This window comes from Chryseobacterium electrogenes (genome assembly GCF_053553015.1).
This window is the reverse complement of record NZ_JBNPPB010000002.1, coordinates 1,797,200-1,821,292: the sequence shown is the minus strand read 5'-3', so window position 1 is coordinate 1,821,292 and position 24,093 is coordinate 1,797,200. Positions and strand designations below refer to the sequence as shown.

Genomic DNA, 24,093 nt, shown 5'->3' with positions numbered 1-24,093 from the left:
AATATGAAGATTTAGATTCTAAACGGCTTGTTAAAAGTTAATAAAAAAAGTTAAACAATGTGAAATTGTGATGATTATCTATTTCTAAACATAGAATCCAACTACTCTTAAGGCGCTAATCTTGTGATGATCCAATCCAGATTATTCTCTAAAGTGTAGATAATACGATCATGAAGTCGATTGGGTCTGCCTTGCCAAAATTCTATTTCGTAAGGTTTTGCGATGTATCCGCCCCAATTTTCTGGACGCGGAATTTCCTGCCCTTCCAATTCTTTTTCTAGGGATGATAATCGGTTTTCTAGAAATTCTCTATTGGGGATTTCTTGGCTTTGTGGTGACACCAGAGCACCAATTTGGCTTCCTCTTGGTCTGGAATGAAAGTAACCATCGCTCAAGTTAGGTGCTATTTTTTCCAGATTAGCCTTGATGATAATTTGACGTTCTAGACTTGGCCAAAAAAAGTGCAAGCAAGCTTTGTGATTGTTCTCTATGGCAAGTCCTTTTCGGCTATCGTAATTGGTGTAGAATATGAAACCTTCTTCGTTGTAAGCCTTTAGGAGAACCATTCTTGATCGTGGGCAACCGTCTTTTTCTACCGTAGAAATTGCCATGGCATTAGCTTCCGAAACCAATGGATTTTCTTCTGCATCCAGATACCAATTTCTGAATTGCTCTATGGGATTTTGGCGGATTGTATCTTCCGTAAGCTCGGCTTTGTCGTAGGAATGTCTTTTATCGTGCAGATTTTCCATAGTTGAAAAATATGAATTATGTTTTCTAATGTGAAATTTTTAGTGAAAGCTTTTTCCAAGATTCAAAATTTTGTTAGATTTGAGTTATGAATAGCTCTTACAAAGGTAAAATATTAATCTCAACGCCTGATATTTCGGGAGATATTTTTTCCAGATCAGTCGTGTTGATGATTGATCATAAAGAATCAGGTGCTTTTGGGTTAATTCTCAATAAGAAGCATAAGTTGATGAGTTCTCGTCTCTTAGAGATTTTTGGATTTCAGGTGGATGTATATGAGGGCGGACCGGTAGAAAATGACAAAATATTTTTTATTATTAAAGGTGAAATTTTAGTCCAAGATTACATCAAAATTTCTGATGATTATTATCTTACCGAAGATATAGAAACGGTTATCTCATTGATGATTGATAAGAATTTGGCTTTAGAAAACGTCAAAGTTTTTTCAGGATATTCTGGTTGGGGACCTATGCAATTGGACTCTGAGTTGCGCCAGAAATTATGGACGGTTGTAGAAGTCTATAACCTGGATTATACGATGCCAAATGACCAGAATCTTTGGAAAGATATCATGCAAAATCTCGGCGGCGATTTCCTTCTTTGGGCTAATGCGCCAGAAGATGTGTCTCTTAATTGATTTGTTAAGGTTGATTTAAAAAAGGGTACCTAATATATCTTTAAGTGGAATTGATAAGTCAATGAATTCAAAAGTAAGACCTTTTTCTAAACGTAAAGGCTGAATCATTTTTGGTAAAGCCTTTCTATCTTTTGTAATAAATCCGTCAATTTCTCTATTCTTTACTTGCGCAAATAGTTTAATATCGTTAATTATTACTTTCCTTTCTTCAATATTTCTTAAATCAGCATCATTTTTTAAATAAGAAAAAAAATCTCCCGAAATTTTTGCATCTTCATAATCATATTCTAAAATTTGAAATGCATTCAATGCTAATAGATTATCAGGATTATCAGCAACAGCATATTCGCTAATAACAATTGTAGAAAGATACATTATAATGTTATTATTGAGAAAGTATTCAAAATAATCAACCACATTTTGATGAAATTCGTCGTCTTTTTTTAATAGACGAGTAACAAATGAATTATCTAAAAGAATACTTTTTATATTTTTCATATTCCATCAACCTTTAATGATTCAATCCATGAATCTAAATTTTTAATTTTACTTAAATTATCAGATGCTCTTTCTATAACTTTATCTAATAATTTTCTATTAAAAACCGGCTTGTAATTAATAAATTCAACTAATTTTAGATCGCTAAATTTACCATCAGACATATTTTTCTTTCCTTTCACTTTTATTCCAAAAGGCTTATAAGTTTTTTTTTCTCCCTCAAGAATTTGTTCTCTGGTCACTGAAATAGTTAAATTACCAAATTTTGATGTACTAATATGAATATTAGGGTTTTTTCCTCCTTCCTGATATATTTCTCCATATAAATAGAATTCACTTTCATAAAATTGAGGAGCAATCATATCAAAATTAGTAGTTGAATCTATTGTTAATAAAGATTCTTTTGCAAGTGAACTATTAAATTCAATAATAAAGCCTTCTTTTAAAGCCTTTTTCTGAAATTTATCTATAATCTCTTGCCGTTTGTAATCTAAAAAATCTAGATTTTTTCTTTTACTAATCTCTGATACTAAACCATTGAACAATAATACAGCTGAAATTGGAAGAAAAAATTTATGTTTTGCAGAGCCAGATTCAATGTCGTAAGAAATTTGTGGACGAAATTTTTTATCGTCACGATTTGGATACAAAAAATTCTCGATGTCTGATATAACGTTTTTAATTTCGTTAATATCAACATCTTTCGGAGTTAAAGTATTATTATAATTATTAACTCTAATTTCTATGTAGCCTTGTTCTTCCACTTTTCAAATTTAAAAAAAAAAAATAATATCAGGACTAACATTGATATTACAAAATGTGTAAGTATATTATAAATTGTACTTTATATAATATTGTTCAGATAACCAACTAAATTTAAAATATATATATGTTATATTATCTAAAGATTTATTTAAGCTCAGTCTCTGATATAGCAAAAAAGTATTGTTTTCTAACAACTTAAACCTCTCACTAAAGAAACTTAAGCTCAAGATTTCCTGATTGATGGTAGAAAAAGCCATCTTCGTCATATTCTACATTAGGAAGTCCGCTTACGACGTCGTAGACCATTTTTTGGAGGACACCATCGCCAATTCCGTGAATAATCAGAAGTCTTTTTAGCTTGTGTTTTCGGCAAAAGTCTATCGCTTCGTTCAGTTTTTCTTTTTGGACTAATAATCGCTCAAAAGAGTCGTAATCTCTTGGGTTTCTTACCAGATTGTCGAAGTGTAAATCGATTTTGAAGGCTTCTTTATTGTGCTTTTTAGAAATGTGTTTGGAGGTTTCTTGCTTTCTGACCACTCTGATATTGTCGTACAAATCTTGATTGGCGGGGACAACTTTCGATTTTAAAAATTGATATCTAAAACCATAATCATCTTCTACCTCATACGTAAGAGGTAAAACAGAGATGATTGTCCCTCGGAAATCCTCATCAATAACGGAAACTTTATCGCCTATTTTCATCGTGCTCCTAATTCTATAACCTCTAGATCTTGTATATTTTTACCATTAATACTAAAGCGCATCATGGTTCTCACTTTATGCCAGCCTTGCGTACCACAGGCACCTGGATTAAGATGAAGCAGATTATTTTTGCTATCATTCATCGCCTTTAAAATATGAGAATGTCCAGAAATAAAAAGTTGAGGTTTTTGGGTTTCGATTTCTTTTTTTGCTAATGGAGAATATTTGCCCGGATAACCACCAATATGGATCATCAAGACCTTAACGTCCTCACACATAAAGCTAGAAACTTCTGGAAAGATCGTCCTGATTTTAGCATCGTCTATATTGCCATAAACCCCGCGAAGTGGCTTGAGTTGTTCTAAGGCTTCTATGACTTGCAAATTCCCGAAATCACCGGCATGCCAAATTTCATCGGCGTCTTCTGCGTATTTTAAAATACGGTCATCCATATAAGAGTGCGTGTCTGATAGTAGCAAAATACGTTTCATACCGCAAAGGTCTTATTTTTTTGTTGAATTAAAAACAGAAATCTTCAATTAAGTATACTCGCCCGCGTTAGGGATGGAAGCGGCATCCTTGGCGCTGGAGTGAGGCGGCGGAGCGTAGCGTAGCCGCCCGAGTGACAGCGGAAAGATACAGCGGACAGCCCGACTTTTTGGTGCCGGAATAATGAGGGCAAAAAAGGAACGCCCAAATTCTTTTTATTGGAAAAAAATCAGGAAATTTGCACCCGATGAGATATTTCATAGAGTTTTCTTACGATGGGACGCATTTCTTTGGTTATCAGATACAACCTAACCAGATTACGGTGCAAGAAGAGATGGAAAAAGCATTGTCTACTTTGCTCAGGAAGCCTATAAAGATTACGGGTGCGGGACGTACAGATACGGGCGTGCATGCTAAAAAGATTTTTGCACATTTTGATTTCGAAGAGGAGTTGAGCGATAATTTGGTATATAGACTTAATGGATTTTTGCCAGAAAGTATTGGTATCAAAAGGATTTTCAAAGTTTCGGATGACGATCATGCGAGATTTAGCGCGACTTACAGGACTTATCATTATTATATTTCTTTGGAGAAAGATCCTTTCACAGTGCAAAATGCATGGCAACATTGGCGCAAAAAGTTGGATGTCCAAGCGATGAACGAAGCCTGCAAAATTCTATTCGAATATGAGGATTTTACAAGTTTTGCAAAGTTGCATGCTGATAATAAAACCAATCTGTGCAAAATTTATCAAGCAGAATGGGAAACCCACGGCAATCAGCTGAAATTTACCATAAAAGCCAATCGTTTTCTTAGAAATATGGTGCGCGCAATTGTCGGGACAATGGTAGAAATTGGCGTTGGGAAACTGAAGCCAGCAGATCTGCATCGTATAATCCAGGAACAACAACGTAATTCTGCGGGAACTTCTGCGCCGGCGCAAGGTCTATTTTTAGCAGATGTAGGGTATGATTTTTTAGAGATATCTCCTTCTAATTAGATTAAAAAAAAATGAAACAACAAAGTACTTGGGATATTGTAAAACGTCTTTTCTTAATTGGAATGAAGTTCAGGATATGGTTTATTATCACCTTAATCATATCTATCGTTTTGGCAATTGTTTCTACTTATCGACCAATATTAACAAAGGATGTAGTCGATCACGATATTATACAACTGAAAGATAAAGCCATCTTGATGAAGCACATCTATGTGTTAATCGGATTGGTGGTTGCAGAGACAGTTCTTAACTTTTTCCTGGTTTATTTTTCTAATTTTATTTCGCAAAATGTTATCCGCGACATTAGAGAACGTTTGTACAAAAAGCTTATTTATTTCCGAACGTCTTTCTTTGATAAGACTGCCATTGGTAATCTTGTCACGCGAGCTGTTGGTGATGTAGAAACGATTGCGACAGTTTATACAGACGGTTTTTTAATGGTTTTTGGGGACATTTTAAGAATTGCAATGGTTCTTTTTGCGATGTTTCAGGTGGATAAAGAATTGAGTTTTATCGCATTGGCAATTTTACCATTAATGGTGATGATTACTCGATTTTTCCAAAAAAGATTGAAGAAGGCTTTTGGCGAAGAAAGAAGCTGGACATCGGTACAGAATAGTTTTGTGCAAGAGCGATTGGCTGGGATGCCGCTCATTCAGGTTTTTAACAGACAAGACGCAGAGTTTAAAAAATTTGATAAAATTAACATCGAACTGAAATCCGCATTGCTAAGAACGGTTTTCATTTTCTCATTATTTTTTCCTGTTGTAGAGCTTATTTCATCTTTATTTATTGGATTTATTTTGTTTTACGGTGGATTTATAAAGGCAAGTCCAGGGGTGATTATCGCATTTATTCAGTTTATTAATATGTTGATAAGACCGCTTCGTCAGATTGCAGATAGATTTAATAATATTCAAAGAGGAATTGTTGGCGCAGAGCGTGTTCTTGGGATTATGGATGAAGATTTTGCAATGCCTAACAACGGTAAAATTGTGAAGTCAGAATTTGCAGGTGAAATAGAATTTAAAGATGTTCATTTTGCGTATGATGACAAGCAAGAGGTTCTTAAAGGTATTAGTTTTAAAGTAAATCCTGGAGAAACGGTTGCGATTGTTGGAGCAACTGGTGCGGGTAAATCTACCATTATCAGCCTTATTACAAGATTATACGATATTAATTCTGGTGAAATTCTCCTAGACGATGTCGAGATTAAAAACTATGAATTATATAATCTCAGAAGTCATATTGGTGTGGTGTTGCAAGATGTATTTTTGTTTCATGGGACTATTTTCGAAAACCTGACTTTTGGGGATGAAAGTATTACTTTGGAGCAAATAAAAGAAGTTGCAAAAGCCATAGAAGTTGATGATTTTATAGAAAGCTTGCCTGGTGGTTATAATTATGTGGTGAGTGAGCGCGGTTCTTCGATTTCGTTGGGGCAAAGACAATTGTTGTCATTCTTGAGAGCTTATTTGTCTGATCCTAAGATTTTGATTTTAGATGAAGCGACGTCTTCTATAGATCCAGAAAGTGAAAAATTAATCCAACGTGCCACCGAAAAAATTACACAAGACAGAACATCCATCATTATTGCACACAGACTTTCTACCATAGAAAAAGCGGATAAGATTATCGTGATGGAAAAAGGTAAGATTGTGGAAGAGGGCAAACATCAAGATTTATTAGTACTAAATGGTTATTACGCTTTGCTCTATAACAACCAAACAAGATCTGAAAATTAGTCATAGAAATTAATTACTTTAAAAATAAAAAACCGCTTTCTGTAAAGGAAGCGGTTTCTATTTTTATTTATTAAATCTCGTGAAAGCTGCTCTTTCTAACATTTCGCGATCATCAGGATGCGAAATATCTATTAAAGCTTTTGCTCGCTGTTTCAAATTTTTTCCGTAGAGATAAGCAGTTCCGTATTCTGTACAGACATAATGCATATGTCCTCTTGTGGTTACCACTCCAGCACCTTCTTTAAGGAAAGGTACGATTCTCGGGATTCCTTTTTTTGTTCTAGAAGATAAAGCCATAATTGGTTTTCCTCCTTTGCTTAGTGCAGCACCACGCATAAAATCCATCTGACCACCAATTCCACTGAATTGATATGTCCCGATAGAATCTGCACAAACTTGACCTGTTATATCGATTTCTATTGCAGAATTAATGGCGTGCATATTTTTATTTTTCATAATGTTAATCGGGAAATTAACATGTTGTACATCTAAAAATGCTACCGAAGGATTGTCATCTACAAAATCATATAATCTCCTTGTGCCAAAACAGAAACTGGTGATACTCACATTATTATGGAATCCTTTATACTTATTAGTAATAACGTCATTTAATATAAGGTCTATAACGCCATCGCTCAACATTTCTGTATGTAATCCAAGATCTTTATGATTACCTAGTGCTTTCAGTACTGCGTCAGGAATAGTACCAATTCCCATTTGGATCGTTGCTCTATCATCGATAAGTTCTGCAACATGTTTAGCAATAAGAGCTTCTTCTGCACCAGCTTTTGCTCCATAATCTATTGTCATAAGGTCTTCTTCATGCCAGACCATTTTGTCTATTTTGCTATAATGGATCATGCCATCACCATGAGTTCTTGGCATTTTTGGGTTGACCTGAGCAATTACTAGCTTTGCACTATCTACAGCAGAACGAGCTATATCAATGGATGTCCCTAATGTTACATAACCATGTTTGTCTGGTGGAGAAACCGTAATTATCGCCACATCAATTGGTAGAATCTTATTTTTAAAAAGATTAGGTATTTCGCTTAAAAAAATTGGTACAAAATCACCATTTTCAGAATTGACAGCATTTCTTACAGGAGCAGAAACAAATAGAGAATTAATGAAAAAATTATCTTTAAACTCTGGCTGCGCAATACTAACTTCCCCTTGTTGGGTGATAGATACCATTTCTACATTTCGTAGCCTATCGCGATGGTTTGTTAATTCATTTAAAAGAAAATTAGGTGTACAGGCACTACCGTGAGAAAAAATTCTATCTCCACTTTTAATGACTGATACTGCTTCTTCAGCACTTACATAATTTATCATACTTTATAGAGTATTATTATAATAGTTTAAATTTAAGACTTTATGATGGATTTTTAGAAATGAGATTTGTCAACTAGACTCAATTTACTCTAGCCAACTTGTCACATAAGAAGGATCTTCAACTTTGATAGCTTCATCAGTAATCATCAAAGGACGGAAGGGATCTACCATAACTGCATATTCATGAGTTTCTTTCACACCGATACTTCGCTCCATGGCACCAGGATGAGGCCCATGTACAATGCCTCCTGGATGAAGTGTAAAATCCATCAAGTCGATATGATTTCTGCTCATAAAATCACCTTCTGTATAAAACAAAACCTCGTCAGAATCAATATTAGAATGATTGTAAGGCGCAGGAATAGCCAATGGATGATAATCAAATAATCTTGCGCAGAAAGAACATACCACAAAGTTATGCGCCTCAAAAGTCTGATGCACTGGTGGCGGTTGGTGGATTCTACCTGTTATCGGTTCGAAATTTTTTATGTTAAATTTAAAAGGATAAAAATAACCATCCCAACCAACAACATCAAAAGGATGCGTTGCATAGATGAAATCCCAAATGACATTTTCTTTTTTAACCTTAATTAAAAACTCTCCTTTTTCGTCTATTGGGTCAACATAAGTTGGCGTGATAATATCTCGCTCGCAGAAAGGAGAATGCTCTAATAATTGCCCAAACTCATTTCTATATCGTTTTGGTGTATAAATTGGCGATTGGCTTTCTATGAATAATAAAACATTTTTTTCTGTGTCAAATTCTATTTGATAAATCGTTCCTCGTGGGATAATCAGATAATCTCCAACAGAAAAACTAAGATTTCCGACAAAGGTTTTTAATGTTCCGCTTCCTTCATGGACAAAGAGAAGCTCGTCGTTATGAGCATTTTTATAAAAGTATTCTGTTGATTTTCTAGGTTTAGCAAGACCCATTTTTAAGTCATTGTTTAGCAATAATACTTTTCTGCTATCCAAAAAATCATCTTCAGGCGCGACATTCATCCCTTTAAACATCCTTGGCGTCACGTTTTTATCAATTGCAACTTTTGGCGTTACATCTTTATATAGCGTTACATTTTTAATCTGAGTTGGACGATGGATGTGATACAATAAAGAAGAAATACCGTGGAAACCCTCTGTACCAAAGAGTTGTTCATAATAAAATTGATCTTCTGGAGATTTGAAAATCGTATGCCTTTTCTGTGGGATATTTCCCAAAGTATGATATCTCATTTCGGTTTTGCTTTTTCTCAAATTTAATCAAATTTTACTAGTGCAACATAATTTATCAACATTTTAAATAAAAGTTTTGTAATTGGAATTTAATTGTTAGATTTGTCTAACAATTTATTTATATGAAACGAAGTTTTATAAGTTTGATATTTTTATCAATTCAAATCACAGCGCAGGAGAAAGATAGTTTGTCTTTATCATCATCATTAACAGATAGTTTGTCGTTATCAGAAAAGAAACAGATGATCTATTCTATAGATGATGTCGTGATAACCGGAACACTGAAAGCGGTAAGGAAATCTCAAAGTCCTGTTCCCGTAGAAGTCTATTCTCAGCAATTTTTTAAGAAAAACCCTACGCCCAATATTTTCGAATCGGTGGCGATGATTAACGGTGTTAAGCCCCAGCTTAATTGTTCTGTTTGTAATACTGGAGATATCCATATTAACGGATTAGAAGGGCCATACACAATGATTTTGATTGACGGAATGCCCATTGTAAGTTCTCTGTCTACAGTCTACGGACTTAGCGGAATCCCGAATGCTTTAGTCGACAGAATAGAAGTGGTGAAAGGTCCTGCATCATCGCTTTATGGCTCCGAAGCCATGGGCGGAATTATTAATATTATTACCAAAAATGCTTTAGATGCCCCTTTACTTAGTGCTGATCTAACTTCTGGCAGTCAAGGTGATGTTAATGTTGATCTATCAACTAAATTTAAAATCAATGACAAAGTCGCGTCTTTGTTAAGCCTTAATTATTTCAATTTTAGTAAAAGATGGGATGACAACAAGGATAATTTTACCGACACGGCATTGCAAGACAGAATTTCGATTTTTAATAAATGGAATTTCAAACGTCAAGACAATAGGCTGGGAAGTTTTGCACTAAGGTATTATTATGAAGACCGATTTGGCGGAGAAATGAATTGGAATAAAAACTACCGCGGCAGTGATGAGGTTTACGGAGAAAGTATTTTTACCAATAGAATAGAAGCTTTTGGTGTTTATCAATTGCCGATTAAAGAAACGATTATCACGCAGTTTTCTTATAATTTTCATGACCAGAATTCTTATTACGGAGAAAATCCTTTTTTGGCGCAGCAAGAAGTTTTTTTTAGCCAAGCTTATTGGGAAAAGACTTTGGGTAAGCATCAATTAATCTTGGGAGCAAGTTTTAAAAATTCTTATTATGATGATAATACACCAGGTACTGCTGATGAGTTGGGTAATAACCAGCCGATGCGCTCACCATTGATTGGAGTTTTTGTGCAAGATCAATGGGAAATTTCTAAGGCTAATACTTTGCTCTTAGGCTATAGATTTGATTATGATAAGATCCATCACAGCATTCATTCTCCTAGGTTAGCCTGGAAGTTTGCGCCTAATCCCTTGCATACTTTTAGATTGAGTTTTGGGACTGGTTTCCGTGTGGTTAATCTTTTTACGGAAGATCATGCTGCGCTCACAGGCTCTCGAGAAGTTGTGGTTGCTCATAATCTTCAGCCAGAAAAATCTGTTAATTCTAACTTTAATTACATCCTAAAAGCACCAATTGGAGAATCGATTTTTAATTTTGACTTTTCAGCATTTTATTCCTATTTCAGTAATAAAATTGTGGGCGATTTTGATACAGATCCTAATAAGATTATTTATGACAATTTAGAAGGTTACGCGATTTCTAAAGGTGCGTCGCTTAATTTTGATATCGCTTGGTCTTCTCCATTAAAATTGATGTTGGGCGTAACGTATCTCGATGTTTATCAGATGTATGACCGAGAAGGAATCACCGAAAAATCACAACAATTACACGCCCCCAAATGGAGCGGAACTTACAATATAAGTTATAATTTTCCTAAAAAATGGACATTAGATTTTACGGGACAATTTTATGGACCAATGCGTTTGCCAGTTTTAGAGAATGATTTTAGACCAGATTATTCGCCGTGGTTTACGTTAGCCAATATCCAGGTGTCTAAGAAATTGTCTAACGGTTTTGAGATTTATGGTGGCGTAAAAAACCTCTTCAATTTTGTACCGAAAAATCCGATTATGAGACCATTTGATCCTTTTGATAAAGATGTTGACAATCCTAATAATCCTAATGGCTATACTTTTGATACCACATACGGTTATGCGCCCATGCAAGGTATTAGGAGTTTTCTCGGTGTAAGATGGACGTTGAAATGAAAGTAATATTAACACTATTGATCCTATTGTCAGGCTTTGGGTTTTCTCAAAGTCTGCAATTTGTTTCCCTTCCTGAGTTAGAAAAATTACAAATGAATGAAAGAAAGCCCGTGATTATTCATTTTAAAACCGATTGGTGCGCCGTATGCAAAGTCGAATCTTACCAACTTAATAAAAATAAAGATTTAGTTAATAAGGTTAATCAGGAATTTTATTTGATCGAAATTAATCCAGAACAGTACAAATCAAAGATTGTTTGGCAAAACAAAACCTATGATTATCTCGTTAATGGTCAATCTGGCATTCATTCTTGGGTATATCAATTTACCGAAAACAGACCGCCAGCTTATCCGCTTTGGGTATTTTTGGATGAGAATTTAAATTTAATTTTTGTGAATGAAGGAAAGTTGGATTTAGATATTTTCAATCAAATGAAACCCGAATTATAATTAATATTAAGAAGACAAAGCATGTTTTTTTCTTAAATCTTTTTTGAATATAATCTATAGTAGAAGCTTGTAGCTTGTTATGTTTCTATAAGTCTGTATTTTGTATTTTTGCATCATGAAAGCTAGCCTTTATTTACTCATTGCAATTCTTTTTGAGATTATTGCGACCACTTACTTAAAAAAGTCCGAATCATTTTCTAAGCTTTTTCCTTCTATTATTAGTATTGTGGGTTATTTAATTGCTTTTTACTGTCTAAGTCTAAGTTTGCGCACAATTCCTGTTGGTATTGCTTATGCGATTTGGTCTGGCGTTGGGATTATTTTCATTACGTTAATTGGCATTTTAGTTTTTAAGCAGATGCCAGATCTTCCTGCTATTATTGGTTTGGTTTTTATCATAATTGGTGTTGTAATTATTAATGTTTTTTCTAAAATGGGAACCCATTAAATATTATTTTTTCTACGCTTAAAATACTTCTGATTCAGATTGTAATTTTTAGTGATGTACATGGTGATATTCCAGCTCTGGAAGTAGTGTTACATGATATTGAACAAAGAAATATTAATATTCCTTGTATCATGGGTAATCATGATGAAATAGCATATGATTTTCCTATAATCCCTTTTTTAAAGCATTCTGAGGAAGAAACGGCTGCACGATTTGTGGCAATTGATCATTCTAAAAAATATATTAGAGAAAGCAATAAGAACTATTTGGCAGAATTGCCATTTCATTTTAGGTTGAATTATAAAGTAGCTAATAAGCATTGGAATATTCAGTTCCTGCATTCTGGATTAGAAAGCAATTGTTACCATTAATGCATGGAATAGAATTGCAATTAGCACGCATTTGCAAATCCCGAAATAGATTATTATAGACCGTAAAAATGAGCTTTTTGCTTGTGAAAAGCTCATTTTTATATAATTATGTTTTATTATTTAGTCAAATCCAGATTTCCAAAATTACCAGAGCTCATCATCATAAAAACACCTTTGGTTTTGTCCAGAGTTTCCCAATATTGATGAAGGTCTTCTGCATTGGTGAAGACTTTTAGGTTTTCATTTTTAAACTTTTCTTTGATAAACTCTTTAGAAATAGGTTCCATTCTTTTAATCTTGAGAGCATCTTCGGAGTAAAAAACAATTGCTTCATCCAGCCCATCCATAGCATGATCATATTGTTCTAAAAAAATAGGATTAAGACTAGAGTAGGTGTGAAGTTCTAAAAAGCCATACTTTTTTTCATTTTTAAATTGCTCTACAAAAGCTTTTACAGCAGCTTTTACTTTACTTGGAGCATGTGCAAAATCTTTATAAAGAATACCATTATCTTCGCGATCGACTTTTTCTAGTCTTTTAGAAGCACCTTTGAAACTCATGATAGCTTCATAGAAATCTTCGTCCATAATACCTAATTGGTGGCAGATTTGTCTTGCCCCATCTAGATTAAGTAAATTATGCGCCCCGAAAACAGATAACGGAATATCGCCCATCTCTGTTTGCAAATGTACCGTTCCGTTTACAATCTTGTAATCTGGTGTTTTATAAGAGATCTTTCTAAAATAATTTTCTGCGCTTGCAACAACTTTTACCACTTCTGGATCCTCTTCATTATAAACTAAAACACCACCAGGAGTTATGCTCGCAACAAATTTTCTGAACTGTTCTATATAATCATCAAAAGTTTTGAAAACATTAATGTGATCCCAAGCAATCCCACTTAACAAAGCAATATTAGGTTGGTATAGTAAAAATTTAGATCTTAAATCTATTGGAGAAGACAAGTATTCGTCGCCTTCTAAGACCATAAAATCATTATCCTCAGTTAACTTTACCATACAATCAAATCCTTCTAACTGTGCGCCAACCATATAATCTACATCTTTATGATGAAAATTAAGGACATGCAATATCATTGATGTGATGGTCGTCTTACCATGAGAACCAGCGATAACAACTCGAGTTTTATTCTTGCTTTGCTCGTATAAAAATTCTGGATAAGAATAGATTTTTAATCCTAATTCTTTGGCTTTCGCTAATTCTGGATTGTCTTGATGGGCGTGCATACCAAGAATTACGGCATCAATGTCAGACGTTATTTTTTCTGGAAACCAACCCAATTCTGTTGGTAGAATTCCTTTTTTTTCTAACCTGGATTTTGAAGGTTCAAAAATAGCATCGTCAGAACCTGTAACCTGATAGCCTTTGTCTTTAAGCGCAATAGCAAGATTATGCATGGCGCTTCCACCAATAGCGATAAAATGAGTTTTCAAATCTAAAATTATTTCAAACAAAAATAAGCAATTTCTCTGTATTAAGAAGGTATTTCTTAGAAACAAAAAATCCATAACAAAAGCTATGGATTATATATTGAACAAAAAATAAAATTTAAGAATTAGGATTTTTACCATCTGTTTTTTGACCTTTTAGTTCTTGGTCGTAATCGTGTAATAGGTTGTGCTCTGGAGTCTGTTCTATCGCATGCATGATTTTATCAAGGATTTCTGCGGCAGACTCATTATCATAATCAATATCTAAAGCGGGCTTAAACTCCATTGTAGGTTTCACGCCGGTCACTTTTATTTTTAATCCTTTTTTGTCAAAAGCTCTACGGAAACCATTTATTTTTATAGGAATTACAATTGGTCTTTGATTTTTCACCAATCTTGCCGTTCCTTTTCTGCCTTGTGCAAAAGCTGAGGTTGTCCCTTGCGGAAAGGTAATTACCCAACCGTTATCCAAAGCTTTCATAATGTTTTCTACCTCGCCCATGTCTACCATTCGGTTAACATTCTGACCTTCGGCACGCCAAGTTCTTTTAACAGTGACGGCGCCAGCGATTTTAAAAATTCTTGCCAAGATCCCTTTATTCATGGTTTCTTCGGCAGCAACATAATAAAAATCTACTTTTGGGTTAAGGAGATAGACTGGATTTTTTATCGTATTAAGATAACCATTATTGACTGAGCAAAATGCATGGTACATTGCGGCAACATCGGCAAAATAGGTCTGATGATTAGAAACAAAAATAACGTTGGTTTTAGGAAGGTCTACGAGATTTTCTGATCCTGTGATTTTCAGTTTATTAAAACCATTAAAACGTCTGTAAGAAACCAATCCTAAGATAAATATGATGAAACGCTTTAATACATAAAGATTTCCAAAAGAATCAGTAAAGATATTTTTCTTAGCCATTTTTTACAAGTATAAAAACAATTTTTTGTCTAGCGACGAAGCGCAAATTTAAACATTTTTCAGCAACTTACTGAACTCGCTTAAAATCATTGAGGTTGCGCCCCAGATAATGTAACCATTAAAATCTATCACGGGAACTTCCATGCCGCGCGTAGAATCCAAAATCATCATTTTGGGTTCCTCAGGAAGGTTAAGCAATGAGTCTATCGGAAATTCTATAAGTTCTATCGCTTCTGCTTCTTGTAAAAAAAACTCGGGATTTTTCTTTGTAAAAGATATATAAGCATGAACATAAAAGTTGCTCGGCGGGATATATATTGGCGAAATCTCCCTAATTATCCTTACATAATGTTCTTCTATTCCTATTTCTTCTGATGTTTCTCGCTTAGCAGTTTCGGCAAAATTAAGATCACTTTCCTCACGTTTGCCGCCAGGCAAAGAGATCTGCCCACTGTGACGATCGTGCTCATTCTCGCTTCTTACCATCAATGGAAAATGCCACTCATTGTCTTTGAGATAAAGTAAAATATTAACCGCTGCAAATTTTGGATTTCTTTGCAGAACTTCGTCATAAGAAAAGATTGGACGGTATGGAGGAGAATAGATACAGTGTGCAGATTCTCCTTCTAATTCTGCATTTTTTATTTTTTTTAATAAATCTTTTCCAAACATTCGCATCTCTCAAATTTAGTAAAATTAATACAAATGTGAAAGTATAGATCTTAAACTTATGTGAATTTTAGCTTAAAGACTTAATGGTAAACCAGAGTAGAAATCTAATAACTTTTGACTAAATAAATAATTGAATTTAGCTTGTGCTACTGTACCTTGAGCATTAGCATAATTATTTCTTGCAATATTAAGGTCATAGATACTTGTGCGACCAGCTTCATAACTTTTTTCTGCAAACTCCATGGCGAGTTTTGTGCTTTTCTCAGTTTGCGTAGCAGCTAAGAAGGCTTCATAATTGACATCTGCATCAAAGGCTGCTTTCTGTACACTTTGTCTTATCTCTTGTTTCTGTAGTTCAAGATTATTTTTAGCTATGTCTTCGTTAATTTTGGATTGTTCTACCTGAAGCTTGGTAATACCTTTATTGAAAATAGGAATGCTGGCACTGAGACCTACCTGCTGACCAAAATTATCCTTGTATTGACGAAAAAAATCACGTTCTTTAATTGGTGTTCCGTCAAGATTTCTTCCTATTGTGTTGGTCGCTAGAGAATTGAAGTAGAATGACCCAACGCCAGCGCTTGCTGTAATTGTTGGCCAAAAAGCAGTTTTTGTTACTTCAGTTTGTACTTCAGAAGATTTGATTCTAGTTTCTGCCGCTTTTATCTGCGCCTGTCCTGCATAAGCGGTGTTAATAACTTGGTCTGCAGAAAAAACAGGAGCTTGTGGGTTATATTGTCCCGGTATGTCTTCTACATCAAAATCTTTAAAATCTTTTAACTGAAGTAAAAGCGCTAGAGAAAATCTGCTTCTATCTGCATTAATCTGCGCAGTTTTCAAATTTTGTTTTTCTCTTGCCAAGGCAGCATCTGCTTCTGCCAAAACGGTTTGTGCTGTAGTACCAACATTGGTTGTAATCTTTGCACGATCATATAATTTTTGAGCGTTAGTAACAGCACTTTCTGATATTTTTATGATTTCTTTGTTCAATAGAATATTAAGATACTGTTGTGCGATCTGCAAAGAGATATTATTCTTAATTGTTTCAATATCATATTGAGCAGCTTCTACGTCAAAACCAACTTTACGAATGTTCTTCTCTAAACGGCCGTGGTTATAGATTAGCATATTAGCCCCAAGATTAGCATTGTTATTGAAGTTGTCATTTCTCTGGCTATTCCCGAAAACATCTTGCCCTTGTCCAAAGCTTGCTGTATTAGATATAGTACCACTTACGCTAGGTAGATATTCTTTTTTTGCGGCTAGCAGATTCTTGTCTTGTATCTGCTTATTGTAGTTATTTTGTATTACTTGTAGGTTATTTTTAGTAGCATAATCTACACATTCTTGCAAAGACCAAACTTTTTGGGCAGAAACAGTAATGCCTAAAAATATCATCGAAATATTGAAAATCTTATGAAGTGTCATAAAAGTTGTTTATATACAATAAGACAACAAAAATGTTTTTTTGTTACGACTGATATAAAATTTTTTATTTTTTTTAAAAGATTTGTAACTTTTCAGTATTACTTATTACCAATTGATATATAAAAGTAGATCATGTCGCATCCTATTCTAAAAATAGAAGAACTTAATAAATCTTACGATATCGGAAAAAGTCAACTTCATGTCCTTAAGGGTATTAATCTTAATATTGCTCAAGGCGAATTTGTTTCCATTATGGGATCTTCTGGATCTGGAAAATCGACGTTGCTTAATATTATCGGTATCTTAGACGAGAAGGATAGCGGGATTTATCAATTAGATGGCTTTCCTATAGAGAACTTAACTGAGACACGTGCGGCTGAATATAGAAGTCGTTTTTTGGGATTTATTTTCCAGTCTTTTAATTTGATTAACTATAAGACGGCTTTAGAAAACGTAGCATTACCTCTTTATTATCAAGGTTTCTCAAGAAAAGAACGTAATAAAAAGGCTTTAGAATATTTAGAAAAAGTAGGATTAGCTAATTGGGCAGATCACTTACCAAGTGAGATGTCAGGTGGACAAAAACAGCGTGTGGCTATTGCAAGAGCATTGATTACAGAACCCAAATTAGTATTAGCCGATGAGCCTACTGGAGCCTTAGATTCTCAGACGACACATGATATTATGAAGTTACTACAAGATATTAATAACGAAGGGAAAACCATTGTGGTAGTAACGCACGAGCCTGATGTTGCTGCACAAACCAAAAGAAATGTAGTTCTTAAAGATGGTAAAATAGAGAGTGACGAGTTTATACAACAGATTGTTTTATAGATTGTATACCATTAACCATTCATCATTAATAATTAAAATAAATGTTTGATATAGATCGTTGGCAAGAGATTTTTAGTTCTATTCGCAGTAATGTATTGCGGACGATTTTGTCTGGTTTTACGGTAGCTTTGGGATTATTTATATTCATTGTATTATTTGGTATTGGTAATGGGCTTAATAACTCTTTTACCCAGGCTTTTACAAGAGATGCGGCTAATCTGATCATGATATTTACTGGTAAAACATCAGAGCCTTTTGCGGGATTGCAAGCTAACAGAACTATTACCCTTAATAATGATGATTTTGCAAGTATTGAGAAAACAGATAAAGAGAAATTAGAATATGCTTCGCCACGATATAGTGCGAATTGGATGGTAAAATATGGCTTCGAAAGTGGTAATTACCAGATTTATGGTGTTTTGCCTGATGAGAAATTTCTAGAAAACCGTGTCATGATGAGTGGTCGATATATCACAGATCTTGATATCCAAAGAAAAGCACGCGTTGTGTCTATTGGTAGAATGGTACAACGAGATTTAATAAAAAACGGAACACCAGTTGGTAAGATGCTTCAGATTAATGGGACAATGTTCCGGATAGTTGGAGTCTTTTCTGATGCTGGCGGTGACTGGGACGAGCGTCATGTGATTATGCCATTGTCTACCTTACAACAGATGAAAAAAGGCTCAGATAGTTTGAGTCATTTGATGTTATCTTACAACCCAAAAATGTCTCCAGATGAAGCCCTAAAATATGGTGATGATCTTGAGAAAAAAATAAAGTCCAGACATAATATTTCACCAACCGATCAACAAGCTGTTGTGGTAAGAAATAATGCTAAAAATAATCAAGAATCTTATATGTTTATTTTCGTGATATCGGCAGTTGTTGGTTTCATTGGACTAGGAACTTTGATTGCTGGGGTTATTGGGATAAGTAATATTATGGTTTATATCGTAAAAGAACGGACAAAAGAGATTGGTATTAGAAAAGCAATTGGTGCAAAACCCGGAGGTATCGTAGGATTAATCTTACAAGAAAGTATCGTGATTACAGTTATTTCTGGGCTAATAGGTGTAGGCGCAGGTGTTATGACGTTAAAGTTAATTGGTGATAGCTTAGAAGATTACTTTATTACCGACCCAATGGTAGGTTGGAGATTAATAAGCGTTGCTTTTTTCTGTCTGATATTTGCCGGAGCAATAGCAGGATTTATCCCAGCGTATCGCGCTTCTCGTATTAAGCCTATTGATGCTTTAAGATCAGAATAATTATTAAAATAAACTGTAGAACAAACTCCTAATCTATAAAGATTACATAATGAAGATTTTATTCAAACTTGATACTTGGCAGGAAATTTATTATTCTCTCAGTAATAATAAGCTACGTACCTTTCTGACAATGATTGGAGTGGGATGGGGTATGTTCTTATATGTAAGTCTATTGGGAGCTGCTAAGGGTATGGAAAATGGTTTTAATAAAGCTTTTTCTGGCTTTGCAACCAATTCAATTTTTCTATGGGCGCAGAATACTAATATTCCTTTTGAGGGCTTTCCTAAAGGTAGAACTATGAAGCTTCATCTTAAAGATATAGAGATGTTGCAAGCAAAAATACCACAGATTGACTATATCTCACCACAAAGTGCACGTGGTAATTTTGGAAATCCTCCAGAGCAAATTGCAAGAAATGGGAAATCTCAAACGTATATGTTGACGGGTGATTTTCCTATTGGGAATTTAATTTCGGAGAAAAAATTATTATTCGGAAGATACATCAATGAGCCAGACGTAACAAGCAGTAAAAATGTAGCTGTTATAGGAGAAGAGGTTTATAAAAACCTTTTTGATGCCAAGAAAAACGAAAATCCAATCGGGAAGTCAGTCAATATAAAAGGAGTATTTTTTACCGTAATTGGCGTTTTTAGAGTACCGAAAAATGGAGGGCCTTTATCCAGTGATCAGTCTGCGTATATTCCGTTTTCTACTTATAATAAAATGTATAACGCAGGAGATGTAGTTGATTTTTTTGCCATTGTAAGTAAAGAAAATGCCAATGTCAATGATGTGGAAGAATTGGCTAAGCTAGAGCTAAAGAAAGAATACCACGCTTCGCCAGAGGATACTAATGCTTTCGGGAGTTTTAACCTTGGTAAAGAATTCAAGAAGTTAACAGGATTCTTAACAGGGATGCAGTTTTTAACCATTGTTGTTGGGACATTAACTATTTTGGCAGGTGTTATCGCTATTTCTAATATCTTATTAATTACCGTTAAAGAAAGAACGAAAGAAATCGGAATACGACGTGCTTTGGGGGCAAAACCTAGCGAGGTAAGAAATCAGATTTTGTTAGAAAGTGTGGTCATTACATTGTCATCAGGATTAATAGGATTTTTATTCGGGATTTTCTTGTTGATGGGACTTAATGTCGCAACAGCCAATAACGATTCTTTTCCGTTTTATAATCCAACGGTAGATTACAGTAATGTCTTTACGGCACTAGGGATTATGCTGGTTTTAGGATTACTTATAGGGATGATCCCGGCACAACGAGCGGTGAGAATCCGTCCAATAGAAGCGTTAAGATCAGAATAATACATCAAAAATTTAATTAAATATAAACTAACAACATACTTTCATAATGAAAAAGAAGTTCACCTTTAAAAAGTTTCTGTACCTATTTTTAGGACTTATTGTTCTGGCAGCTTTGTTTGCAGGAATTAGTTATGTCGTAAAATCCAATTCTACCGAGAACGAAATTTTCTTGACACGTAAGCCTACTATTTCTAATCTAGAAGACAAAGTGATGGCAACAGGAAAGATAGTACCACGTGAGGAAATCGAAATTAAACCTAACATCGCAGGGATTATCCAGACTATTGATGTTAAAGAAGGGGACAAAGTGGTTGCAGGACAACTATTAGCGACCTTAAGAATTATCCCAAGTATCTCAGAGGTTAACGCGGCAACTCAGGAAATTAAAAACTCAGAAATTCAATTGAATAATACAAGAATTAATGTAGATAATCAGCAGAAGCAATTCGCGATGCAGGATAAATTGTATAAGCAAGGTGTTATTTCTAAGCAAGAATATATCACGGCAGAGCAGCAATTACAGACAACTATTCAGCAACAAAAACTAGCTGGACAACAGCTTAATGCGGCACAGAAAAGATTGCTTATTGTAAGAACTGGTGCTACGCCAGAACTACAAAATATGGCAACCACGCAGATTAGAGCTAAAGCTGCAGGTACGGTTTTAGAAATTCCTGTTAAAGTCGGAAGTCAGGTTATTGAGGCTAACTCTTTCAATGCTGGGACAACTATCTGTTCTATCGCAGATCTTGGATCTTTGATTTTTCAAGGGACAATAGATGAGGCGCAAGCTGGTAAATTGAAAATGGGTATGGACATGAATGTGGTTATTGGTGCTCTTCAAAATAAATCTTTCCCAGGTAAATTGACATTAATTGCTCCAAAAGGAAAAGAAGAAGCCGGAACTATAAAATTTGCTGTAGAAGGTGATGTATATAACAAAACCAATGAGTATATCCGTGCTGGTTTTAGTGCCAATGGTGAGATCTTAATGAGCAGTCAGAAAAATGCTTTGTTATTGGACGAATCACTAATACAATATGAGAAAGTTGGTAATCAAGACAAATCTTTTGTTGAGGTAAAACAAGCTAACGGAAGCTTTAAGAAGGCTTATGTGAAATTAGGCGCTAGCGATGGTATTAATGTTCAGATTATTTCTGGGATTGATAAAAACTCTGAAGTTAAAGTCTGGAATCCTTCTGATAAAGACAAAGAAGAATTAAAAGAAAAGAAAAAATAACTTAATCTAAAAATAATAATTTCAAAAAAATACCTTCAGAATATGAAGGTATTTTTTTTATTTAAAATAAACGTTAAGGTTTTATATTAGTTAGTTCCTGTTCGTTTCGGTTCTTTTACTTCTGGCCATTTTTGACCTGCTGGTAAAACACGTTTTTCTTTACTAGCAGTTTCTGGATCTTCTGATGCCATATATGCCATAACAGCTGCTGTGATTACGTTACTTCTCACTTCGTCAAACATAATTTTGTCATAAGTATCTCTTGTTGTATGCCAAGTATACCCAAAATATCCCCAATTAAGAGAACTTAATGAAATACCAGGTACACCTGCTGCTACAAAAGAAGCGTGATCTGATCCACCACCACCTGGCATCCCAGGGAAAGAAGTTTCTATATTTTTAGAGATGCTTTTTGGTAATGCAGACATCCATCTTCCTAGATAATCATAAGAGTTAACAAAACCTTGGCCTTGGATGTTGACAACGCGTCCTGTACCATTATCTTGGTTGAAGGCTGCTTGGGTATTTTTTATAATCTCAGGGTTGTCATATACAAAACCTCTAGATCCATTAAGACCTTGCTCTTCGCTGCCCCAAAGCCCAACTATGATTGTTCTCTTATTGTTAGGATAGTATTTTTTAAGGATTCTTGCAGCTTCCATCATCGTGATAGTTCCGGTACCATTATCCGTTGCACCTTGTCCGCCATCCCAAGAATCAAGATGTGCAGAAAGAATTACATATTCATTTGGTTTTTCTTTTCCAGGAATTGTTGCAATGGTATTAAAGGATTTTGCAGTACCAAGATTCTTAGATTGAGTATTAACTTTTATGGTTGGTTTTTTACCATTAAGCGCTAGACGATAAAGCATTCCGTAGTCTTCTACAGCAATATCAATTGTTGGGATTGTTTTAGTTTTAGCACCAAAAATACGGTTAGCGCCCATAATACCTGTCCAGTTAGAAATTGCAATTCCTGCTGCGCCTGCTTTTTCTAATGCTTCTGGCAAAGTGTTGTTGTCATATCCAGTACTTTTAACTAAAGCTCTGAAATCTTCGGCATCTTGATCTCTTTGTTTTTTGAAAGCATCATAGTTTTCTGGTAATGCAAATTCTTTTACTTGATAATCTGGTCTACCAGAACGTTGATATTGAGATAGAAGTACAAATTTTCCTTTTACAGTTTTTAGCCAGTTGGTAAATTCCTGTGGGCTGTTAACTTTTGGGAGTATAACGACTTCTGCATCAATAGGTTTTTTGGTAGCAGGTGACCATGCTAATTGCATAGATTCTAGACTTTTTACTCTTGGCGAGGTCATTTCTACCTGCGTAATGCCACGTTGCCACGATGCCCACTCTCCGAATTGTTGTTTTTTGGCATCAATTCCCCAACTTTTAAATTTGTCAATAGACCAATCATTGGCTTGTTCCATAGCTGGAGATCCTACTAATCGAGGTCCGATAACATCCAACAGTTCAAAAGCAAGTCCTTCTAATTGAGAATTGTTATTGGCTTCGTTAACAATACTTTGGACGATTGGGTTGAGTTTTTCTGCTTGGGGATTTTGTTGAGCAATCACAATTTGTGATGAAATCAACAAGGCAGAAAGGGTCATTTTCTTGTACATTTTCATAGTCATTACACTTTTTATAAATAAAGGGATGAAGATAATTATTTATTTTTAGCTTTCAAAGTGAATGTTGAATTGTTTTTAACTTTATTTTGTCAAAATGTTACTGTTTTGGTGTTAATTCAATAAAATTTTTATATTATTAACGAATAAAATTAACGCAATGTTTCCAATTATTAAAACGTCTAGATTAATTCTTAATAAGATAGAGTTAAGTGATGCAGATACTGTTTTCTTTTTAAAATCTAATCCAGAAGTTATGCGATATATCAAGCGTGATCCTTACACAGAAATAGAGCAAGCTGTAAATAATATAAAATTGATAAGCAGTCAGTTAGAGGCCGGAGAATCTGTTAATTGGGCCTTGCGAGATTCTGAAACTAAAGAAATGATGGGTTCTATAAGCTTGTGGAATTTTTCTAAAAATCGTAAAACTGCTGAAATGGGTTATGCGATGAAGCCTGATTTCCATGGGAATGGTTATATGGACGAAGCCATGAAGGCGGTTGTTAATTATGGTTTTGAAGAATTAAATCTTGACCTGATAGAAGCATTCACCAGTCGATATAATGAATCTTCTAAAAAGCTATTGTTAAAGAACCATTTTGTGCATAATCCATCAAGAGAAGATGAAGATAATCTTGATAATTTTATTTTTGAACTGAAGAAAGAGCAATAATTCGGCTTATCTTTTTAGAAATAA

Annotated in this window: 24 protein-coding genes; 12 read left to right on the top strand and 12 right to left on the bottom strand. The window is 34.6% G+C overall.

What is annotated here, in order from left to right:
- Nucleotides 1-107 precede the first annotated feature (107 nt).
- Nucleotides 108-752 (bottom strand): pyridoxamine 5'-phosphate oxidase, encoded by a 645-nt coding sequence (gene pdxH / locus ACQQ6V_RS08305; RefSeq protein ID WP_448845071.1) that lies wholly within the window; start codon nucleotides 750-752, stop codon nucleotides 108-110.
- An 86-nt stretch (nucleotides 753-838) separates the two neighbouring features.
- Here pdxH and ACQQ6V_RS08300 point away from each other — a divergent pair, with 86 nt between their 5' ends.
- A complete protein-coding gene (locus ACQQ6V_RS08300; RefSeq protein ID WP_448845070.1) occupies nucleotides 839-1,387 on the top strand; it encodes a YqgE/AlgH family protein in 549 nt (182 codons plus the stop codon).
- A gap of 15 nt (nucleotides 1,388-1,402) precedes the next feature.
- On the opposite strand, the gene ACQQ6V_RS08295 is transcribed toward ACQQ6V_RS08300, so the two are convergent.
- The 4 genes from ACQQ6V_RS08295 to ACQQ6V_RS08280 form a co-directional block, all read right to left on the bottom strand.
- On the bottom strand, nucleotides 1,403-1,885 hold the full coding sequence (locus tag ACQQ6V_RS08295; protein ID WP_448845069.1) for a hypothetical protein: 483 nt from the start codon (nucleotides 1,883-1,885) through the stop codon (nucleotides 1,403-1,405).
- Entirely contained in the window at nucleotides 1,882-2,649 is a 768-nt protein-coding gene (locus ACQQ6V_RS08290; RefSeq protein WP_448845068.1) for a hypothetical protein, read from the bottom strand. The genes ACQQ6V_RS08295 and ACQQ6V_RS08290 overlap by 4 nt, the downstream gene beginning before the upstream one ends.
- Before the next feature lie 208 nt (nucleotides 2,650-2,857).
- A complete protein-coding gene (locus tag ACQQ6V_RS08285) occupies nucleotides 2,858-3,352 on the bottom strand; it encodes a Smr/MutS family protein (RefSeq protein WP_448845067.1) in 495 nt (164 codons plus the stop codon).
- Nucleotides 3,349-3,843, bottom strand: a complete 495-nt coding sequence (locus tag ACQQ6V_RS08280; protein ID WP_448845066.1) for a metallophosphoesterase family protein — start codon at nucleotides 3,841-3,843, stop codon at nucleotides 3,349-3,351. The genes ACQQ6V_RS08285 and ACQQ6V_RS08280 overlap by 4 nt, the downstream gene beginning before the upstream one ends.
- A 245-nt stretch (nucleotides 3,844-4,088) precedes the next feature.
- Between ACQQ6V_RS08280 and truA the strand changes: the two genes are divergently transcribed.
- Both truA and ACQQ6V_RS08270 read left to right on the top strand, forming a co-directional pair.
- A complete protein-coding gene (truA, locus tag ACQQ6V_RS08275; protein ID WP_448845065.1) occupies nucleotides 4,089-4,841 on the top strand; it encodes a tRNA pseudouridine(38-40) synthase TruA in 753 nt (250 codons plus the stop codon).
- Between the two features lie 11 nt (nucleotides 4,842-4,852).
- Entirely contained in the window at nucleotides 4,853-6,586 is a 1,734-nt protein-coding gene (locus tag ACQQ6V_RS08270) for an ABC transporter ATP-binding protein (protein WP_448845064.1), read from the top strand.
- Nucleotides 6,587-6,649: 63 nt separating this feature from the next.
- Here ACQQ6V_RS08270 and ACQQ6V_RS08265 read toward each other — a convergent pair whose 3' ends face one another.
- Both ACQQ6V_RS08265 and ACQQ6V_RS08260 read right to left on the bottom strand, forming a co-directional pair.
- Nucleotides 6,650-7,924, bottom strand: coding sequence for an acetyl-CoA hydrolase/transferase family protein (locus tag ACQQ6V_RS08265; RefSeq protein ID WP_448845063.1), 1,275 nt, complete (start codon nucleotides 7,922-7,924; stop codon nucleotides 6,650-6,652).
- A gap of 84 nt (nucleotides 7,925-8,008) precedes the next feature.
- Nucleotides 8,009-9,160 (bottom strand): homogentisate 1,2-dioxygenase, encoded by a 1,152-nt coding sequence (locus ACQQ6V_RS08260; RefSeq protein WP_448845062.1) that lies wholly within the window; start codon nucleotides 9,158-9,160, stop codon nucleotides 8,009-8,011.
- Nucleotides 9,161-9,282: 122 nt separating this feature from the next.
- Between ACQQ6V_RS08260 and ACQQ6V_RS08255 the strand changes: the two genes are divergently transcribed.
- From ACQQ6V_RS08255 to ACQQ6V_RS08240, 4 genes are all read left to right on the top strand, one after another.
- Nucleotides 9,283-11,349 carry a TonB-dependent receptor plug domain-containing protein gene (locus tag ACQQ6V_RS08255; protein ID WP_448845061.1) on the top strand — a complete coding sequence of 689 codons (2,067 nt, stop codon included), beginning with the start codon at nucleotides 9,283-9,285 and terminating at the stop codon, nucleotides 11,347-11,349.
- A complete protein-coding gene (locus tag ACQQ6V_RS08250; protein ID WP_448845060.1) occupies nucleotides 11,346-11,798 on the top strand; it encodes a thioredoxin fold domain-containing protein in 453 nt (150 codons plus the stop codon). Before ACQQ6V_RS08255 ends, ACQQ6V_RS08250 begins: the two co-directional genes overlap by 4 nt.
- A gap of 115 nt (nucleotides 11,799-11,913) precedes the next feature.
- The gene (locus ACQQ6V_RS08245; RefSeq protein ID WP_448845059.1) at nucleotides 11,914-12,246 is read left to right on the top strand and encodes a DMT family transporter; all 333 of its coding nucleotides are present in this window, start codon (nucleotides 11,914-11,916) and stop codon (nucleotides 12,244-12,246) included.
- Nucleotides 12,247-12,332: 86 nt separating this feature from the next.
- The gene (locus ACQQ6V_RS08240; RefSeq protein ID WP_448845058.1) at nucleotides 12,333-12,617 is read left to right on the top strand and encodes a hypothetical protein; all 285 of its coding nucleotides are present in this window, start codon (nucleotides 12,333-12,335) and stop codon (nucleotides 12,615-12,617) included.
- Between the two features lie 116 nt (nucleotides 12,618-12,733).
- Here the strand turns inward: ACQQ6V_RS08240 and ACQQ6V_RS08235 are convergent, their stop codons facing one another.
- The 4 genes from ACQQ6V_RS08235 to ACQQ6V_RS08220 all read right to left on the bottom strand — a co-directional run bounded on the left by ACQQ6V_RS08235 (nucleotide 12,734) and on the right by ACQQ6V_RS08220 (nucleotide 17,093).
- Complete coding sequence (locus ACQQ6V_RS08235) at nucleotides 12,734-14,071, bottom strand: UDP-N-acetylmuramate--L-alanine ligase (protein ID WP_448845057.1); 1,338 nt, start codon at nucleotides 14,069-14,071, stop codon at nucleotides 12,734-12,736.
- A gap of 115 nt (nucleotides 14,072-14,186) precedes the next feature.
- A complete protein-coding gene (locus ACQQ6V_RS08230) occupies nucleotides 14,187-14,993 on the bottom strand; it encodes a lysophospholipid acyltransferase family protein (protein ID WP_448845056.1) in 807 nt (268 codons plus the stop codon).
- Between the two features lie 48 nt (nucleotides 14,994-15,041).
- Nucleotides 15,042-15,671: an NUDIX hydrolase gene (locus ACQQ6V_RS08225; protein WP_448845055.1), complete on the bottom strand. Its 630-nt coding sequence runs from the start codon at nucleotides 15,669-15,671 to the stop codon at nucleotides 15,042-15,044.
- 66 nt (nucleotides 15,672-15,737) lie between these two features.
- Nucleotides 15,738-17,093 (bottom strand): TolC family protein, encoded by a 1,356-nt coding sequence (locus ACQQ6V_RS08220; protein WP_448845054.1) that lies wholly within the window; start codon nucleotides 17,091-17,093, stop codon nucleotides 15,738-15,740.
- Between the two features lie 144 nt (nucleotides 17,094-17,237).
- Between ACQQ6V_RS08220 and ACQQ6V_RS08215 the strand changes: the two genes are divergently transcribed.
- From ACQQ6V_RS08215 to ACQQ6V_RS08200, 4 genes are read left to right on the top strand one after another with little or no spacing between them, the layout of a single operon-like run.
- Entirely contained in the window at nucleotides 17,238-17,927 is a 690-nt protein-coding gene (locus tag ACQQ6V_RS08215) for an ABC transporter ATP-binding protein (RefSeq protein WP_448846189.1), read from the top strand.
- Between the two features lie 41 nt (nucleotides 17,928-17,968).
- Nucleotides 17,969-19,198 (top strand): ABC transporter permease, encoded by a 1,230-nt coding sequence (locus tag ACQQ6V_RS08210; protein WP_448845053.1) that lies wholly within the window; start codon nucleotides 17,969-17,971, stop codon nucleotides 19,196-19,198.
- Nucleotides 19,199-19,247: 49 nt separating this feature from the next.
- On the top strand, nucleotides 19,248-20,519 hold the full coding sequence (locus tag ACQQ6V_RS08205) for an ABC transporter permease (RefSeq protein ID WP_448845052.1): 1,272 nt from the start codon (nucleotides 19,248-19,250) through the stop codon (nucleotides 20,517-20,519).
- A 46-nt stretch (nucleotides 20,520-20,565) separates the two neighbouring features.
- Entirely contained in the window at nucleotides 20,566-21,759 is a 1,194-nt protein-coding gene (locus ACQQ6V_RS08200) for an efflux RND transporter periplasmic adaptor subunit (RefSeq protein ID WP_448845051.1), read from the top strand.
- Between the two features lie 86 nt (nucleotides 21,760-21,845).
- On the opposite strand, the gene ACQQ6V_RS08195 is transcribed toward ACQQ6V_RS08200, so the two are convergent.
- A complete protein-coding gene (locus tag ACQQ6V_RS08195) occupies nucleotides 21,846-23,393 on the bottom strand; it encodes a M28 family peptidase (protein WP_448845050.1) in 1,548 nt (515 codons plus the stop codon).
- Nucleotides 23,394-23,553: 160 nt separating this feature from the next.
- On the opposite strand from ACQQ6V_RS08195, the gene ACQQ6V_RS08190 reads away from it, so the two are divergent.
- Nucleotides 23,554-24,069 carry a GNAT family N-acetyltransferase gene (locus ACQQ6V_RS08190; RefSeq protein WP_448845049.1) on the top strand — a complete coding sequence of 172 codons (516 nt, stop codon included), beginning with the start codon at nucleotides 23,554-23,556 and terminating at the stop codon, nucleotides 24,067-24,069.
- The last annotated feature ends 24 nt before the right edge of the window (nucleotides 24,070-24,093 follow it).

Bases quoted from the DNA above. Each gene is read 5' to 3' on its own strand.
- ACQQ6V_RS08230 (WP_448845056.1), bottom strand. From the start codon at position 14,993: ATGGCTAAGAAAAATATCTTTACTGATTCTTTTGGAAATCTTTATGTA.
- ACQQ6V_RS08190 (WP_448845049.1), top strand. From the start codon at position 23,554: ATGTTTCCAATTATTAAAACGTCTAGATTAATTCTTAATAAGATAGAG.
- ACQQ6V_RS08220 (WP_448845054.1), bottom strand. From the start codon at position 17,093: ATGACACTTCATAAGATTTTCAATATTTCGATGATATTTTTAGGCATT.
- ACQQ6V_RS08300 (WP_448845070.1), top strand. From the start codon at position 839: ATGAATAGCTCTTACAAAGGTAAAATATTAATCTCAACGCCTGATATT.
- ACQQ6V_RS08205 (WP_448845052.1), top strand. From the start codon at position 19,248: ATGAAGATTTTATTCAAACTTGATACTTGGCAGGAAATTTATTATTCT.
- ACQQ6V_RS08265 (WP_448845063.1), bottom strand. From the start codon at position 7,924: ATGATAAATTATGTAAGTGCTGAAGAAGCAGTATCAGTCATTAAAAGT.
- pdxH (WP_448845071.1), bottom strand. From the start codon at position 752: ATGGAAAATCTGCACGATAAAAGACATTCCTACGACAAAGCCGAGCTT.
- ACQQ6V_RS08225 (WP_448845055.1), bottom strand. From the start codon at position 15,671: ATGCGAATGTTTGGAAAAGATTTATTAAAAAAAATAAAAAATGCAGAA.
- ACQQ6V_RS08195 (WP_448845050.1), bottom strand. From the start codon at position 23,393: ATGAAAATGTACAAGAAAATGACCCTTTCTGCCTTGTTGATTTCATCA.
- ACQQ6V_RS08285 (WP_448845067.1), bottom strand. From the start codon at position 3,352: ATGAAAATAGGCGATAAAGTTTCCGTTATTGATGAGGATTTCCGAGGG.
- ACQQ6V_RS08245 (WP_448845059.1), top strand. From the start codon at position 11,914: ATGAAAGCTAGCCTTTATTTACTCATTGCAATTCTTTTTGAGATTATT.
- ACQQ6V_RS08280 (WP_448845066.1), bottom strand. From the start codon at position 3,843: ATGAAACGTATTTTGCTACTATCAGACACGCACTCTTATATGGATGAC.
- ACQQ6V_RS08295 (WP_448845069.1), bottom strand. From the start codon at position 1,885: ATGAAAAATATAAAAAGTATTCTTTTAGATAATTCATTTGTTACTCGT.
- ACQQ6V_RS08260 (WP_448845062.1), bottom strand. From the start codon at position 9,160: ATGAGATATCATACTTTGGGAAATATCCCACAGAAAAGGCATACGATT.
- ACQQ6V_RS08270 (WP_448845064.1), top strand. From the start codon at position 4,853: ATGAAACAACAAAGTACTTGGGATATTGTAAAACGTCTTTTCTTAATT.
- ACQQ6V_RS08200 (WP_448845051.1), top strand. From the start codon at position 20,566: ATGAAAAAGAAGTTCACCTTTAAAAAGTTTCTGTACCTATTTTTAGGA.
- ACQQ6V_RS08250 (WP_448845060.1), top strand. From the start codon at position 11,346: ATGAAAGTAATATTAACACTATTGATCCTATTGTCAGGCTTTGGGTTT.
- truA (WP_448845065.1), top strand. From the start codon at position 4,089: ATGAGATATTTCATAGAGTTTTCTTACGATGGGACGCATTTCTTTGGT.
- ACQQ6V_RS08255 (WP_448845061.1), top strand. From the start codon at position 9,283: ATGAAACGAAGTTTTATAAGTTTGATATTTTTATCAATTCAAATCACA.
- ACQQ6V_RS08210 (WP_448845053.1), top strand. From the start codon at position 17,969: ATGTTTGATATAGATCGTTGGCAAGAGATTTTTAGTTCTATTCGCAGT.